Here is a 14,872-nt window from a genome sequence, read left to right on the forward strand (position 1 = left end):
GATGTGGTCAAGCCCGGGGATATCGTCAAGGTCCTTGACGATATCCCCGGGCTTGACCACATCGTGGGGGTCTTCCACGAATTTGTCGGCCAGGGCGGAGACGTGAACCAGACCATCCTGATGCACGCCGATATCCACGAAGGCGCCGAAGTTGGTCACGTTGGTCACCGTACCTTCCAGAATCATGGAGGGCTTCAGGTCCTTGAGGGTTTCCACCCCTTCCTTGAAGACGGCAGCCTTGAATTCCGGACGCGGATCGCGACCGGGTTTTTCCAGTTCGCTGAGGATATCGGTGACCGTGGGCAGGCCGAACGTGTCGTCGGTAAAGTCGGCGGCGTTGACCTTCTTCAGGAAGGGCACATCACCGATCAGTTCCTTGAGCGGCCGGCCATGTTTCTCGGCGATCTTTTCCACCAGCGGGTAGGCTTCCGGGTGGACGGAAGAACTGTCCAGCGGATTGGCGGCGTCCATGATGCGCAGGAAGCCGGCGGCCTGTTCGAAGGTCTTGTCGCCCAGGCGCGGTACCAGCTTCAGGTCAGCGCGGCTGGCAAAGGCGCCGTGGCTTTCCCGGTAGGTAACGATGTTGCCGGCGATGGTGCTGTTGAGGCCGGCAATGCGAGCCAGCAGCGGGGCGCTGGCGGTATTCACGTCTACCCCCACGGAGTTCACACAGTCTTCCACCACCGCATCCAGGGAGCGGGACAGCTTCAGCTGGCTCACGTCGTGCTGGTACTGGCCCACGCCGATGGCTTTCGGATCGATCTTCACCAGCTCGGCCAGCGGGTCCTGCAGGCGGCGGGCAATGGACACGGCGCCACGGAAGGATACGTCCAGATCCGGGAATTCCCGGGCGGCAGTTTCCGACGCGGAATACACCGAGGCGCCGGCTTCGGACACCATGATCTTCTGGATGTTGCCCTTGCTGGCCTTGACCACTTCGCCGGCCAGCTTGTCGGTCTCCCGGCTGGCGGTGCCGTTACCAATGGCGATCAGTTCCACCTTGTGCTTCAGGCACAGGGCGGCCAGGGCAGAGAGAGACTGGTCCCACTGGTTCTTGGGCTGGTGCGGGAAGATGGTGGTGTGTTCCAGCAGCTTGCCGGTGGCATCCACCACCACCACTTTCACCCCGGTGCGCAGGCCCGGGTCCAGGCCCATGGTGCACTTGGGGCCGGCCGGGGAGGCCATCAGCAGGCTCTTCAGGTTGCGGGCAAATACCTGGATGGCTTCTTCCTCGCCCAGTTCGCGCACCCGGCCCAGCAGTTCGGTTTCCAGGTGGGTGTTCAGCTTGATCTTCCAGGTCCAGCGCATCACTTCCTTGAGCCAGTCATCGGCGGCGCGGCCCTGATGCTGCCAGCCGGTTTCCGCGGTGACCATGGCTTCGCAGGGATGCGGCTGGGCGGTTTCCAGCTCTTCCGGCAGCACCATGGAGACATGCAGGATGCCTTCGTTGCGACCCCGGAACAGGGCCAGGGCCCGGTGACTGGGGATGCCCTTGATGGCTTCGCTGTGATCGAAATAGTCGCTGAACTTGGCGCCTTCCTTTTCCTTGCCGTCCGCCACTTTTGACTGGATATGGGCCTTGTCCCAGAGGAAGGTGCGCAGGCGGGTAAGCAGATCGGCGTTCTCGGCGAAGCGCTCCATCAGGATCTGTTTGGCGCCGTCCAGGGCATCTTTGACGCTGGCAATCTTGTGTTCTTCGTTCAGGTAGCCGGCGGCCAGTTCTTCCGGGTTCTGGGTCGGATCGTCCAGCAGACCGTCGGCCAGCGGTTCCAGGCCGGCTTCCCGGGCGATCTGGGCGCGGGTGCGGCGCTTGGGTTTATAGGGCAGGTAGAGATCTTCCAGCCGGGTCTTGGTGTCGGCGGCCTTGATGGCCTTTTCCAGTTCCGGGGTGAGCTTGTCCTGCTCGGCGATGCTTTTCAGGATGGCCTCGCGGCGCTCTTCCATCTCGCGCAGGTAACGCAGCCGATCTTCCAGGTTACGCAGCTGGGTGTCGTCCAGACCGTCGGTGACTTCTTTACGGTAACGGGCGATAAAAGGGACGGTGGCACCGTCGTCGAGCAGGGCGACGGCAGCGTGCACCTGACGTTCCTGACAGCCGATTTCCTCGGCGATAATCTGTTCAATACTGCGCATGACTTTTCCTGGCTGCGTGCGGCCTGCAGGCATGTCGCGTGCAGGCGTAAAACAAAACGACCGAAATCATAGGCAATGATCCCGGTCGTTAACAGATTGACTTGTGGAAGCGGCTATGTTGCGGGGCTGGACTAGCCCAGCACTTCGTTGATCTTGGCGATCAGCTCGGCTTCCTTGGGCGGTTTGATGATGTAGCCGGCCGCCCCCTGGCGCTGCCCCCAGACCTTGTCGGTCTCCTGATCCTTGGTGGTGACCAGGATCACCGGAATCTGTTCGGTGGCCGGGTCACGGGTGATTTTGCGGGTGGCCTGGAAGCCGTTCAGTTCCGGCATCACCACGTCCATGAGAATCAGGTCGGGTTTTTCCTCACGGGCTTTCTCGATGCCTTCCATGCCATTGGTGGCGGTAATGACCTCATGGCCTTCGCCCTGGACGATCTTGACCAGGTTGGTCAATTGGGTCGGCGAGTCATCCACCACAAGAATTTTGGCCATGTTGCTCTCCTCGCGCCGATACTGCTTGTGTCGGCGGTACTTTGTTTTTGTCTGTTTCGTTCTTCAGACGCGAATAATACCAGTCACTGGTCAAAAGGTAAGCTGTCGAATTATGGCACTATGATGCCGTTTTCGGTCAGCGTGTCAGGGTCTGTGCACTGCGCCGACTCCACAACAGCAAGGGCAATACGATTAGCGCAGTGACAAGCGCCCAGCGCGCCTGGGACCAGAACGCAGTGGCCAGTTCACTGCCCTGCGGACCGGCCAGTGGTGCCAGTGCCGCGATCAATAGACTGCCCAAACCTGTCACCAATAACCAGTATACGGCCAGCCTGGCGGCTCGCTGGCGACGGCGGAACAGGTGCCACAGGAAGGTGGCCCCCAGCCCGGCCATGACCAGCCACAGCAGCCCGGTGGGTGCCATCAGCAAGGGCCCGGCATCGGCCTCCAGGGCCTGCTGCAGCAGCGGTAGTTTGCCCACTATGGTCAGTAACAGCCAGGGGCCGAGAATCATCACCCACCACAGATGGCCGCCCAGCCCTTGCGGGCCCGGCTGCTGCCGGTGGTAGGCAGGATCAAAACGCCATGCCCGGCGTGCCAGTTCCCCCCAATTGCCCGGTGCCAGTCGTGGGCCCATCCCCCGGAAGCGGTCCCGCTGCTCCTCGATCAGCATCAGCATGGCCGGTACCACCAACAGGATCAGTACGGTACCGAACAGCAGCCCGAAGACAATGCTCACCGCCATGGGTTTGAGAAACTGTGCCTGCAGGGAGCTTTCGAACAGGATCGGAGTGAGGCCGGCAATGGTGGTGATGGAAGTCAGCAGCACCGCCCGCAGACGTCGTACACAGGCCTCCACGATGGCCTGGAACCGTTCCATGCCTTCGGCCACCAGTTGCTGGTAGAAGCTCACCAGCACGATGGAATCGTTGACGATGATGCCGGACAGGCCGAACAGCCCCATGGCCGAGAACATGGAAAACTTGATGCCGAACGGTGCCGTGAAGATGTGCCCGATCACCGCGCCGGTGAGGCCAAAGAAAATGGCGGTCATGATCGCCAGGGGCCAGGAGTAGGAGCTGAACACCCAGGCCAGTACCACATAGATGATCGCCAGCCCCAGCAGGGCACCGGTGGCCATGTCCTTCATGTTGTCAGCCTGTTCCTGCAGCTTGCCCTCATAGCCGACGCCGATACCATATTTGGCTTTCAGGTCGGGCAGGGTGCTGTCGTTGAGGCTGGCAATAATCTCGTTGGCGTTGCCCTGCTCCGGGTCCAGGTCCGCGTAGACGGTGACGGCCAGTTCGCCGTTGACGCGGCGCAGTAAGTCCACGCCCTTGCGGGCATCAAAGTTCACCACGTCCCGCAGGGCGATGGCCTCACCCTGGGCGGTGATGATGGGCAGACGCTCCAGGGCGGTGAACTGACGACGTTCACTGTCCGGCAGCATCACCCGCACTTCGATTTCCTCGTCTTCCTCGTTATAGAGCTGGGCCAGGTTGCCGTCGAAGGCGGCGCGTAACTGGCTGGCCACCTCGTTGAGAGTCAGCCCCAGAGCGCGGCCCCGGGCGGTCAATTCAAAGGTCAGCTGTTCCTTGCCGTAGGGCAGGTCGTCGTCCACGTTGCTGACCCCGGCAAAATCGTTGAGCCGTTCCTGCAGGGCCAGGGATGCCTGTTTCAGGGTCGGCGCATCACTGCCGGTGAGCTTCACCTCGATGGGCTTGCCGGGCGGGCCCGCTTCCGGCTGGGAAATGGTGAGCTGGTCCAGACCGGCAGGCAGGGTCAGTTTCTCTCGCCAGTTCTGGATCAGTTCGTCATTGCTGATCTGTCTGTCCGAGCCCACATAGACTTCCACCACCAGGGTGCCGTATTCATCGCCGTATTTTTCCATGCGCCCGCCGGGGTTGGGGAAGCCGGCGGCGGCGCCATGGTGACTGATGACAGTCTTGACCAGATGTCCCCCCAGTTCCTCATTGGTCTCGTTAAGTGCGTCTTCCAGATGGGACAGGAAGCGATCCACCTGGCGCCGGTCGGTGCCGGAGGAAAACTCCACCACGGCCCGCAGCTGGTCACCATCCACCGGTGGGAAGAAGGTGAACTTGAGCCAGCCGGTGGCGATCAGGCTCAGCGCCAGGATGAAAGCCGCTATGGCGGAGACGCTGACCAGATGCCGATGACGAATGGCCCAGGCTACCAGCGGCCGGAAGCGCTCCTCACGGAACCGGTGGAAGCCGGCGTCGATACGTTCCCGCACCCCGGAGGCTTTGACCTGGATACCCCGGAAGCTGTGATGCAAATGGCCGGGCAATACCAGAAAGCATTCCAGCAGGGAGGCCAGGATCACACAGATCATCACGAAGGGAATGTCGAAGGCGATCTTGCCCATGGCGCCGCTCATCATGCCCAGGGGCAGGAAGGCGGCAATGGTGGTGGTACTGGAGGCCACCACCGGCCAGAACATCCGGCGTGCGCCCCCCAGGGCGGCACGCTGGGCGGATTCCCCCTGCTGCAAGTGGGTCAGCGTGTCCTCGCCCACCACAATGGCATCGTCGACAATGATCCCCAGGGCCAGAATCAGGCCGAACAGACTGATCATGTTGATGGTGCCGCCGAACAGCCAGACCAGGCCCAGGGTGGCCATGAAGGACACCGGGATGCCCACGGTGACCCACCAGGCCACCCGGGCATTGAGGAAGAAATAGAGGGTGGCGATCACCAGCAGCAGACCGCTGATGCCGTTCCACAGCAGGGTGGAAATGCGCTCCTGTACCAGCTTCCAGGCCTCGAAATAGAAGGTCATCTGTACGCCTTCCGGGAGGGTGGTGCGGTACTCCGCGCCCCAGCTGCGCACCTTGTCGGCCAGCTCCAGCATGTCCCCGTCTTCGCCGCGCATCACCTGCAGTTCGATGGCCGGGTTGCCCTGATAGGTGAGGGTAGGCTGGTCATCCCGGGGGCGTCGCTCGATGGTGGCCACGTCGCCCAGACTCAGCTGCTGGCCGTCGGCGGTGGTAATCAGGGGCAGGTCGGCGAAGGCCCGTTCGTCACGTCGCTGGCCCAGGGCGCGCAGCTGTTTGGCAGCGTCATCCCGGCCCGCAGTGCCGGCGGGTATGTCCTGGCTGAAACTGCGCACCCGGTTGCTGATTTCGCCCAGACTCATGCGCAGATCATGGAGGGCCGCGGCGGGCACCTGGATGGCCATTTCCTCTTCCGGCAGACCCAGGAAGTCCACCTTGCCGGCACCCAGGGCGAGGATCTCGTCTTCCATGTTGCGCACCAGCGGGCGCAGTTCTTCCAGGGAGCCGTTTTCCGTGGACACCATGATGGAGGTGACCAGGGAGTAGTTGGTGATCTTCTGGATTACCGGTCGCTCCGCGTCCTGGGGCAGGTTGCGGATGGAGTCGATGCGCTGGCGCACTTCGTCCAGGGCCAGGCCCAGGTCGGTGCCGTCTTCCAGCTCGATAAAGATAGCCGAGGCGCCCTGCTGGGAGCGGGCGATCAGTTTCTTGGTGTTGGGCAGGGTCTTGATGGCCTGCTCCACGGGGATGGTAATGGAGCGCTGTACATCCTCCGGGCTGGCGCCTCGCCAGGGGATGGTGACGGTGATGTAGTCGAAATCAAAATTCGGAAACAGCTGGGTATTGAGCCGGTTGAGGCCGAGAAACCCGAGCATCACCATCAACAGCATCAACAGATTCGATGCGACCTTGTGCTCGGTAAAGCTGGCGATCAGGCCCCGCGATTCACTCACCCTGACGGCCCTCGTTGTGGTTGTCGTCGCCACTGACGGTGGCAGGGGTTGCGGGCGGCTCTGTCACATCACCTTCCCCGCCATCGGCGTTGCTGCCCGGCACCGGTTGCGGGTCCACCGGCAGGCCGACAATGGCCTGGGGCAGCTGGGTGGTCATGATCCGTTCGCCCCCTTCAAGGGTGGGCGCATGGAGAAGCAGCTGCGCGTTTTCCCGATCCATGGCTTCGCCGACGATATCGGCCTGGACGCGCCGCAGGCGGTTGTCGTCATCAATGACATAGAGGCGATTGAGGCCGTGCAGGGCGGTGGCCGGCAGGGCAATCAGGTTATCCCGGGCCGGCAGGGTCAGGGTAATGGTCAGCGGGCGGCCCAGGGCAGCCGCGGGCACGCCATCGACAAACTCGAACAGACCGTCGATGCCACCACGGGCATCGCTGGCATCCCCGGCCAGACGTTTGAGATTTAGCGCCAGGGTGCGGCCTTCCAGTTCGGTGCTGGCGGCCAGTTCGCCCTGGCCCAGACCGTCGCGCACGGCGGCCAGATACCGTTCGGGAATCTGTGCACGCACTTCCAGCTCGGCGTCCGCAAACAGACTGAGCAAGGGTTCGCCGGGGCGCACCCGTTCCCCCGGTGCCACCGGGATATCCGTCACGGTGCCATCGAACGGCGCTTCTACCCGGGTGCGGGTCAGATCCAGTTCGGCCTGCTGGAGCTGGGCTTCGGCACTGGCCAGGCGAGCCTCCATGCGGGCCAGTTCGTTCTCGAAATCGCTGACGCTGAGCTGACGCTGGCTCAATGACAGTTCAGCGCGGGCCTTGGCTTCTTCCGCCTGGTCCAGCTGGGTCTGGGAGACCAGATTCTTCCCGCGCAGGGACTGCAGCCGTTGCAGGTTGTCCTCGGACAGTTTTGCCAGCTTCTTTTCCAGCGCCAGGCTCTTTCTGTCGCTCTGATAGCGCAGGCGGGTGGTCTGCAATTGGGCGGCGGCCTCGTCGCGGCTGGCCTTGGCCCGATCCCGGGCCAGTGACGCCTCGGTGTCGTCCAGCTGGATCAGCAACTGGCCGGCACTGACCTTGCTGCCGGCCCGCACCGGAATGCTTGTCACATTGGCGGTCACCACCGCCGTCAGGTCGGCGGCGCGGGGCGACTGTACCCGCCCGAACAACTGGATGCTGGGGGAGTGTGCGCCCGGCTCAGCCAGCACATAACGCACCCGGTCATGGCGCTCGCTCACATCACGGGTGGGCGCCGAGGGTTTGAAAATGGCCAGCAACACGATGGCGAGCATCGTGCCCAGGATCACCATGGCCACGGGGGGAATCTGTTTCAGGCGGTCTCGCAAGGGAGGAATCCTTTGTTGATAGCCATTCTCATTTGTCGCGTACTGTAGCGATTTCTTTTTCTCATGCCTACTTTGGCGGCGGTGCTGCAGGGATCACAATCCCTTGAGGAGCGGTTAGATTCGCAGACTGCAATGTTTTTATACAATCTCTCCGGGCCATTATCTTGCACGTTCAGTCCACAACGCGTAAATCAGAGTCTGCGATACGTGGAGGCACCGTGACAGAACAGCAACTGGATAAAATTCTCGTCGTCGATGATGACGCCCGTCTGCGCAGTCTGCTGCAGCGTTTTCTGGAAGAAGCAGGCTATGCGGTGAAGGCGGTGGGTGATGCGGAGCAGATGGATCGGGCCCTGTCCCGGGAGATCTATTCGCTGATGGTGCTGGACCTGATGCTGCCGGGTGAAGACGGCCTGTCCATCTGCCGGCGTTTGCGTGAGGCGGAAAACCGGATGCCGATTATCATGCTGACCGCCAAGGGCGATGATGCGGAGCGTATCGAAGGGCTGGATGCCGGTGCCGATGATTATCTCCCCAAACCGTTCAATCCCCGGGAACTGGATGCGCGCATACGGGCAGTGCTGCGCCGCCATGTGCGTGAATTGCCCGGCGCGCCCAGCAAGGAAGAAGGTGAGGTGCGTTTTGGCCCCTGGGAGCTGGATCTGGGCAATCGCACGCTGCTGCGGGATGGTGATCCCCAGAACCTGACCACCGGGGAATTCGCCGTGCTCAAGGCCCTGGTGCAAAACCCTCGCGAGCCGCTCACCCGTGACAAGCTGATGAGCCTGGCCCGGGGGCGCGAATGGTCCGCCATGGAGCGCTCCATTGATGTGCAGGTGTCGCGCCTGCGCCGCCTGCTGGAAGACGATCCCTCCAAGCCCCGCTATATCCAGACCGTGTGGGGTGTGGGTTATGTGTTTGTGCCGGATTGAGTGGTGGTCTGACGTCGGATGTCTGACGCTGTACATACGGGCTGAATCCCGGCTGAATTCTTCTTGCGCTTCCGGGTATTCATGGTTGGGGCTTTGACGTCCGACCTCCGACCTCCGACGTCCGACCTGTTATTCTCTGCTCAAACAGTCATGGAATCTCGCCAGTGAAGTTTTATCCCCGCACGGCCTTTGTCCGTTCTGCCATCGTGGTCGGGCTGGTCATCGGTATCAGCCAGGCGCTGACCCTGTGGTTCTTTGCCCGTAACGCCTATCTGCCCGGTATCCGCGAGTATGCCCGTCTGACGGTTCTGCAGGCGGAGCTGGCGTTTTCCTCGTCCGGTGAGGAGGATGCAAGGCTCGCCCAGCGGCTGGCCGGGGCCACCAGTATCGAGGTGGCCACCCCGGACAATCTGCATCAGGGGACGGTGCTGTTGTCACAGCCCGTGGTCAGTCGCTTTCGGGAAGAAGTGCAGGAGCGTCTGCGCGAGCCGGTCACGGTGAAGCTGGAGGATAGTCGTCAACCGGTGCTGTGGGTCAATGCCCCCTCTTTCCAGGGACAGTGGCTGCGGGTGCCCATGGAATTCTTCCGCGATTATGACCGTTACCTGCTGCTGGGCTGGGGTGTCACGGTACCGTTGCTGGCCATCATCGGTGGCCTGCTGATTGCCCGGGGGTTGAACCTGCCGTTACGACGGTTGGCCCGGGTGGCATTGAAAGTGGGCCGGGGAGAAGCGGTGCCGGTACTGGACACCAGCATCGGGCCGGAGGAAATACAGGCGGTGAACGCGGCCTTCAACCGAATGACCAGCGACCTGCAGCAGGCCCAGCGGGACCGGGCCCTGTTGCTGGCGGGGGTCTCCCATGACCTGCGTACGCCGCTGACCCGCTTGCGCTTGTCGGCGGAGTTCATGCAGGACGAAGAACTGGCACGGGGCATTATCGAAGATATCGAGGACATGGATGCCATCCTCGACCAGTTCATTTCCTTTATTCGCGATGGTGCTGACGAGCAGCCGGATCTGGAAAATCTCAACGAACTGATACAGGAAGTGGCCGGCAAGTATCCCGCCGAACAGATCCGCTTTGAACTGCAGGATCTGCCCCGCCTGATGCTCAAGCGGCTCACCGTGAAACGGATGCTGGCCAACCTGATCGGCAATGCACTCAAGTACGGTGCCCCACCGGTGGAGGTACGTACTGCCGTTACCGACAACGTGGTACGCCTGACCGTAAGGGATCACGGCAAGGGTGTTCGGGAAGAGGATATTCCCCTGTTGCTGCAACCGTTTTCCCGTGGCGAAAAAGCCCGCACTCTCAGTGGTAGCGGTCTGGGGCTGGCCATCGTCAAGCGCATCGCCGACATGCACCACGGCGAGATCCGCCTGGCCAACCATGAGCACGGGGGGCTGCTGGTGGAGGTGCGCTTCCCGGTTACCGGCAAGTTTGTTCAACCGGAATCCCTGTCCGCCGGGGTACGTTAAGGAACCGACGGATAACAAAAAGCCACATTTCCGGGCCGGGAATGTGCGCTGGCGCAAAGTCTGTTTCTGTCGGGCAGCGCATGCTACTGAACACATCACAGGAATTGCCCAAAAACAAAAATGGCAGAAATAATTAAAGAGATTCGCTTTCGGGAAACAACAACAAGCCCCCGAAAATTTTGACAAACGGACTTGGGAGAGCCGGACATGATTTATTCCTGGCACCGACATCATGCCGATGTGCTGACAGTGTTCCCTGTTACTTGATCGCTGATTCCCGGCCGGGGAAACCCGTGTTGTGAATGCCGATAGCCTGTTGCTGCTGCCGCAGTCACAGGTCGTTGGGCCGCACCTGTGTGCGGCCTTTTTTTGTGGTGATTCATTTTGGGAATGCTTGCTGAGTGACTATCAAATAAATACGCTAACGCGTTATTCATCAATAGGGGAATTTCATGAGGGTAGTTTTAGGGGCTTTGTTATTGGCGAGTTCGGTAGCGTCGTTTGCTGATTCCGATTTGGAGAAGAGAAACTATTTCGGTTTTCAATACAGCAAGCTGACCCAAGAGAGCGACTTGGGAGATTTCGAGCCTACAGCGGTTCAGTTTAATCTGGGGCGTCGCTTTAATCCGTATGTAGCGATTGAGGGGCGTCTGGGCTTTCGTCTGAGTGAGGATGAAAAAACCGTCAATGGTGTGGAATATACCATCCAGCCGGTGACGTTGTTGGCTGCCTATCTCAAGGTAGGTCTGGATGACTCGCTGCCTGTTCGCCCTTATCTTCTTGTTGGCCATTCTTCGGCCACGGCAAAACGAAAAACGGAAGTAAACTTCTTCGGTAATATTTCTGATTCAGAAACGGTGACAGCCAGTGATCCCTCCTATGGCGGGGGAGTTGCCTTTAATGTATCACCGGATGTCTCCCTCCATGGGGAGTGGGTGATGCTTGATGATGACGACGGCTTTGATCTGACAGCGTTTAATCTGGGCTTCCATCGTCGTTATTGATTTTTCAGGCAAGTGTCTCCGGGAATGTTGTTGCGCCTTTCCAGCGCCCGCCCGGACAGGAAGATCAGCAACCCGCCGATAGCCAGTGCCGCGCCCACCAGGCCGGTGCTGGACCAGGCCAGACCCTGTTTGACAGTGATGCCCGCCAGCCAGGCGCCCAGCGCATTGGCCAGGTTGAAGGCGGCATGGTTCATGGAGGCGGCCATGGTCTGGGCATCTTCGGCCACGTCCATCAGGCGAGTCTGCAGGGCCGGGCCCAGCGCCATGCTGGTGCCCACCAGCCCCACGAAAACGATGCCCGCCACCGTCCAGTTAGCGGCAAAATAGAAGCCTGCCTGGATCAGCGCACACCAGATCAGAATCAACGGAATGGCCCGCAACAGATTGCCGTCGGCGGCACGGGCGCCGGCAAAATTACCGATGATGGTGCCGATACCGAAGACCATCAGCACCATGGGGCCCCAGCGTTCTGCCATGCCGGCCTGTTCGGTGAGAGTGGGCATCACATAACTGAATACCGCAAACATGCCGCCAAAACCGATGCTGGCCACGCCCAGCGTGAATAACACCCGCTGTTTGATCAGTGCCGACAGTTCCCGGCGGGGGCTGGCATTCGGGTCCGGAGCTTGAGCAGGCACCCACAGGCGTATCAGCAGGGCGGTGCACAGGGCGATCACGCCGACGCCGATAAAGGCGACCTCCCAGCCGAACAGGTTGCCGGCCCAGGTGGCCAGCGGCGCGCCCACCAGGATGGCAATGGTCAGCCCGCTCATCACCCGGGCCACTGCCCGGGCACGCATGTGATAAGGCACCGCCGATGCCGCCACCAGAGCGGCTACGCCGAAGTAGGCGCCATGGGGCAGCCCGGCCAGAAAGCGCAGGCCCACGAAGGTCCAGAAGTCTGTGGCCAGGGCGCTGGCCATGTTGCCCATGGCAAAGACCAGCATCAGCATGATCAGCAGCCCCCGCCGTGGCACCCGGGCTGCCAGGGAGGAAATCAGCGGCGCGCCCACTACCACTCCCAGTGCATAGCTGCTGATGGCATAGCCCACATCCGGCACCGGCACCTGCAGGTCGGTGGCCACCCGTTGCATTAGTCCCATGATGACGAACTCGCCGCTGCCGATGCCAAAGCCACCCAGGGCGAGGGCCAGGGAAAGGCGAAGCAGACGACCGGAGTCAGTGGGCATAGAAAGTCCTGCACAGGGCTGCGGGTTGCGTTAGGGGTGGCAAGGGGGAATGGGATTGCCGAAGTTGAAGAGAGTTCATTTTAGCACGGAAAAAAATGCCCTAGGGTGGCCGATGAGGGGGGCTGGGCGTGTTTGAAGCTCTCCTGAAAGCAAGCAAGGAGAAAGCATGAAAGTGAAACGTATCATGGCCAACCTGGCCACCCCGGATCCGCAAAAGGCAGAGGCTTTCTATGGTGACATCCTGGGGCTGGAGCGGATCATGGATCATGGCTGGTTTCGTACCTATGGGTCGGCGGAAACCATGAGGGTTCAGGTGAGTGTGGGCTCAGAAGGTGGTTCGGGTACCGCGGTACCGGACCTGTCCATTGAGGTGGACGATCTGGATGCTGCGCTGGAAAGAGTCCACCAGGCCGGAGTGGCGGTGGAATATGGACCGGTGAGTGAGCCCTGGGGGGTGCGACGGTTTTATGTGCGCGACCCCTTTGGCCGCCTGCTGAATATTCTCCAGCATTTGTGATGCGAGGCTGCTCCTGCCGTCGTGGCGGCGACGGCAGGAGGGTGGCGCTCAGAGTGCGCTGACCGGCACCAGCGGAATATTCACCCGCGACGGCATGGCCGGGGTGCTGTAGAGGGTCAGGGCGCCCAGCAGGCTGGTGAGCAGATCACGTACCGGGCTCAAGCCATGGGGCAGATCGCTGGCGCCCACACTGATGCGCAGCCTTTCACCGGCTTTGATCACGGCACTGGTGGGGAACACCTCCACGTCCGCCCGGAAGGGTTCCAGCGGTGTGATGGTGCGCTTGGACTCCGCACTGAAGGGGTGCCAGGGTTGAACCAGTTTGCCGTTCATAAAGCGGGATTGGCTGGCATCAAACGCACTCATGGACGCCATCTGAATGCCGTGGGTCAATGGCCGGGCAATGCCGTTGTTGCCGACCACGCTGACGCGCACGGTGACGTTGGTATCCAGGGCGGTGGTGGAGGCCCAGATCTGTCCAGTGATGGGCCCATTGATAGCCATGTCTGCTTCCAGGGGCTCGCTGGTATAAACCGCTTCCAGCAGATTGACCACATTGTCCTGGGCGGCACAGGGCGGCAGGATCATGCCCAGAATGCCGGCGGTCCACTGGCTGGCACTGGCGGAGCAGAGACCGTTGACCGGTGTTTGCAGCAGGCTGGTCTGCTTGTTGCTGGTGGGAGCGTCCCCGCTGATCTTTCCAAACAACGGCAGACCGAACTGGCCGTGCAGGTAAAAGGTTTCCGCTTTGGCCTGGGGGTGTGGCCAGTCGGCGGCGGTGACATAGCGTTCGGCACCGGTGTAGTACTGGGTGACCGGCGGGTAGGACGGGGCGCCGGTGTCGATATCTTTCAGGTAATGGTCAAACCAGGCCAGGCGCAGGCTGTCCAGGTCCGGCACACCATCCGCGGGCAGGCCGGCACCGGATGAGCCGTCCAGGTGCTGCCAGGGACCGATCAGCAGTTTGGCGGTGGTGTGGTCCTTGAGCCCTTCATAAATCAGCGGCTCGCCGCGCTGGAAAATATCGTTTAGCCCGCCGACCACAAAGGTGGGCGCACTGATCTTGTCGATTTGCTCCAGGGGGGAGCGGATACGCCAGAACTCGGTGTCGAAGCGGTTCTCATCACCAATCAGGGCTCCGGCAATCACCGGCACCTGGAAATCCACCAGAGCACCTTCCAGGTGCTGAAGCAGGGTGGTGAGGCTGTAGGCAGGATCGCCATTCTCGAAGCCCACGGAGGTGGGGATAACGCCCAGCCCGGTGACCAGCGCCATCCACAGGGGAATAAAGCCGGCGTTGACCTGGCCCCCGGAGAACACGATGTCCCGGTAGGCATCCCCCATGGGCACCACGGCAAAAATCGCCTGCACGGCCGGGTCTTCCTGGGCGCCGGTGAGCAGCCCGGTGATGCCCATGTAGGAGGGGCCATTCATGCCGATCCGGCCGTTACTCCAGGGCTGAGACTTGATGTAGGTCACCAGCTCGGCCATATCGTCCTGATCCACCTGGCTGAAGGCCTGCCAGCTGCCCTCCGAGGCGCCGGTGCCGCGCATATCCACATTGATATAGGCATAGCCGTGTTTCACCAGGTCCAGGTCGGCAATCAGGCTGCTGGACAGGAACTGGTTGTAGCCGGTGAAGGTGGCGATCACCGGGAAGGGGCCGTCGATGGCGTTGCCGCTGGCATCTGCCGGCAGGGTCACCGTGGCCGCCAGGCGAATGCCATCACGCATGGTGATCAGCTGCTGGGGAAGGTTGACGGTGTTCGGGTATTCCTCATCGCGCTGGTAGGCTTCGCCCCAACTCAGATTGACGGGTGTGCCGGCATCATCGTCATTACTGTCCCCGTCACCGCCAGTGTTGCCAGTGGGGGTATCGTCATTGGCAGGGGTGGAGGGGGTGCCGGGTGAGGCGCTGTTACCCCCGCCGCCGCCACAGCCGGTGAGTTGCAGAGAGGCGCACAACAATATTGCCAGCAGGCCCAAGGCCGGGCGTGAAGTGAAAGCGAGCATGGTTTTATCCTGATTTGTTAT

The 14,872-nt window shown here is 61.5% G+C and carries 10 protein-coding genes; 4 read left to right on the plus strand and 6 right to left on the minus strand.

The annotated features are described in order from the left end of the window. The 4 genes from A3714_RS10485 to A3714_RS10500 all read right to left on the minus strand — a co-directional run. Positions 1 to 2,133 (minus strand): Tex family protein (locus A3714_RS10485; RefSeq protein ID WP_063527178.1); only part of this gene is annotated, 2,133 nt, incomplete at its 3' end. 131 nt (positions 2,134 to 2,264) lie between these two features. Then, positions 2,265 to 2,627, minus strand: a complete 363-nt coding sequence (locus A3714_RS10490) for a PleD family two-component system response regulator (protein WP_035246181.1) — start codon at positions 2,625 to 2,627, stop codon at positions 2,265 to 2,267. Positions 2,628 to 2,763: 136 nt separating this feature from the next. Next, a complete protein-coding gene (locus A3714_RS10495; RefSeq protein ID WP_063508427.1) occupies positions 2,764 to 6,375 on the minus strand; it encodes an efflux RND transporter permease subunit in 3,612 nt (1,203 codons plus the stop codon). Next, positions 6,368 to 7,714, minus strand: a complete 1,347-nt coding sequence (locus A3714_RS10500) for an efflux RND transporter periplasmic adaptor subunit (RefSeq protein ID WP_082844648.1) — start codon at positions 7,712 to 7,714, stop codon at positions 6,368 to 6,370. Before A3714_RS10500 ends, A3714_RS10495 begins: the two co-directional genes overlap by 8 nt. Positions 7,715 to 7,932: 218 nt before the next feature. Here A3714_RS10500 and ompR point away from each other — a divergent pair, with 218 nt between their 5' ends. The 3 genes from ompR to A3714_RS10515 all read left to right on the plus strand — a co-directional run bounded on the left by ompR (position 7,933) and on the right by A3714_RS10515 (position 11,131). Then, positions 7,933 to 8,646: a two-component system response regulator OmpR gene (gene ompR, locus A3714_RS10505; protein ID WP_103917085.1), complete on the plus strand. Its 714-nt coding sequence runs from the start codon at positions 7,933 to 7,935 to the stop codon at positions 8,644 to 8,646. Between the two features lie 164 nt (positions 8,647 to 8,810). After that, positions 8,811 to 10,127 carry an ATP-binding protein gene (locus A3714_RS10510; RefSeq protein WP_062815404.1) on the plus strand — a complete coding sequence of 439 codons (1,317 nt, stop codon included), beginning with the start codon at positions 8,811 to 8,813 and terminating at the stop codon, positions 10,125 to 10,127. A 452-nt stretch (positions 10,128 to 10,579) separates the two neighbouring features. Further along, positions 10,580 to 11,131 (plus strand): porin family protein, encoded by a 552-nt coding sequence (locus tag A3714_RS10515; RefSeq protein ID WP_063508428.1) that lies wholly within the window; start codon positions 10,580 to 10,582, stop codon positions 11,129 to 11,131. Here the strand turns inward: A3714_RS10515 and A3714_RS10520 are convergent. Continuing rightward, positions 11,125 to 12,321, minus strand: a complete 1,197-nt coding sequence (locus A3714_RS10520) for an MFS transporter (RefSeq protein WP_063525848.1) — start codon at positions 12,319 to 12,321, stop codon at positions 11,125 to 11,127. The two genes, A3714_RS10515 and A3714_RS10520, sit on opposite strands and share 7 nt — an antisense overlap. Before the next feature lie 166 nt (positions 12,322 to 12,487). Between A3714_RS10520 and A3714_RS10525 the strand changes: the two genes are divergently transcribed. Then, a complete protein-coding gene (locus A3714_RS10525; protein ID WP_063508352.1) occupies positions 12,488 to 12,838 on the plus strand; it encodes a VOC family protein in 351 nt (116 codons plus the stop codon). A 48-nt stretch (positions 12,839 to 12,886) separates the two neighbouring features. On the opposite strand, the gene A3714_RS10530 is transcribed toward A3714_RS10525, so the two are convergent. Next, complete coding sequence (locus tag A3714_RS10530) at positions 12,887 to 14,851, minus strand: CocE/NonD family hydrolase (RefSeq protein WP_063508353.1); 1,965 nt, start codon at positions 14,849 to 14,851, stop codon at positions 12,887 to 12,889. Between the last annotated feature and the right edge of the window lie 21 nt (positions 14,852 to 14,872).

It is taken from the genome of Alcanivorax sp. HI0007 (assembly GCF_001635525.1).
GTDB lineage: Bacteria > Pseudomonadota > Gammaproteobacteria > Pseudomonadales > Alcanivoracaceae > Alcanivorax.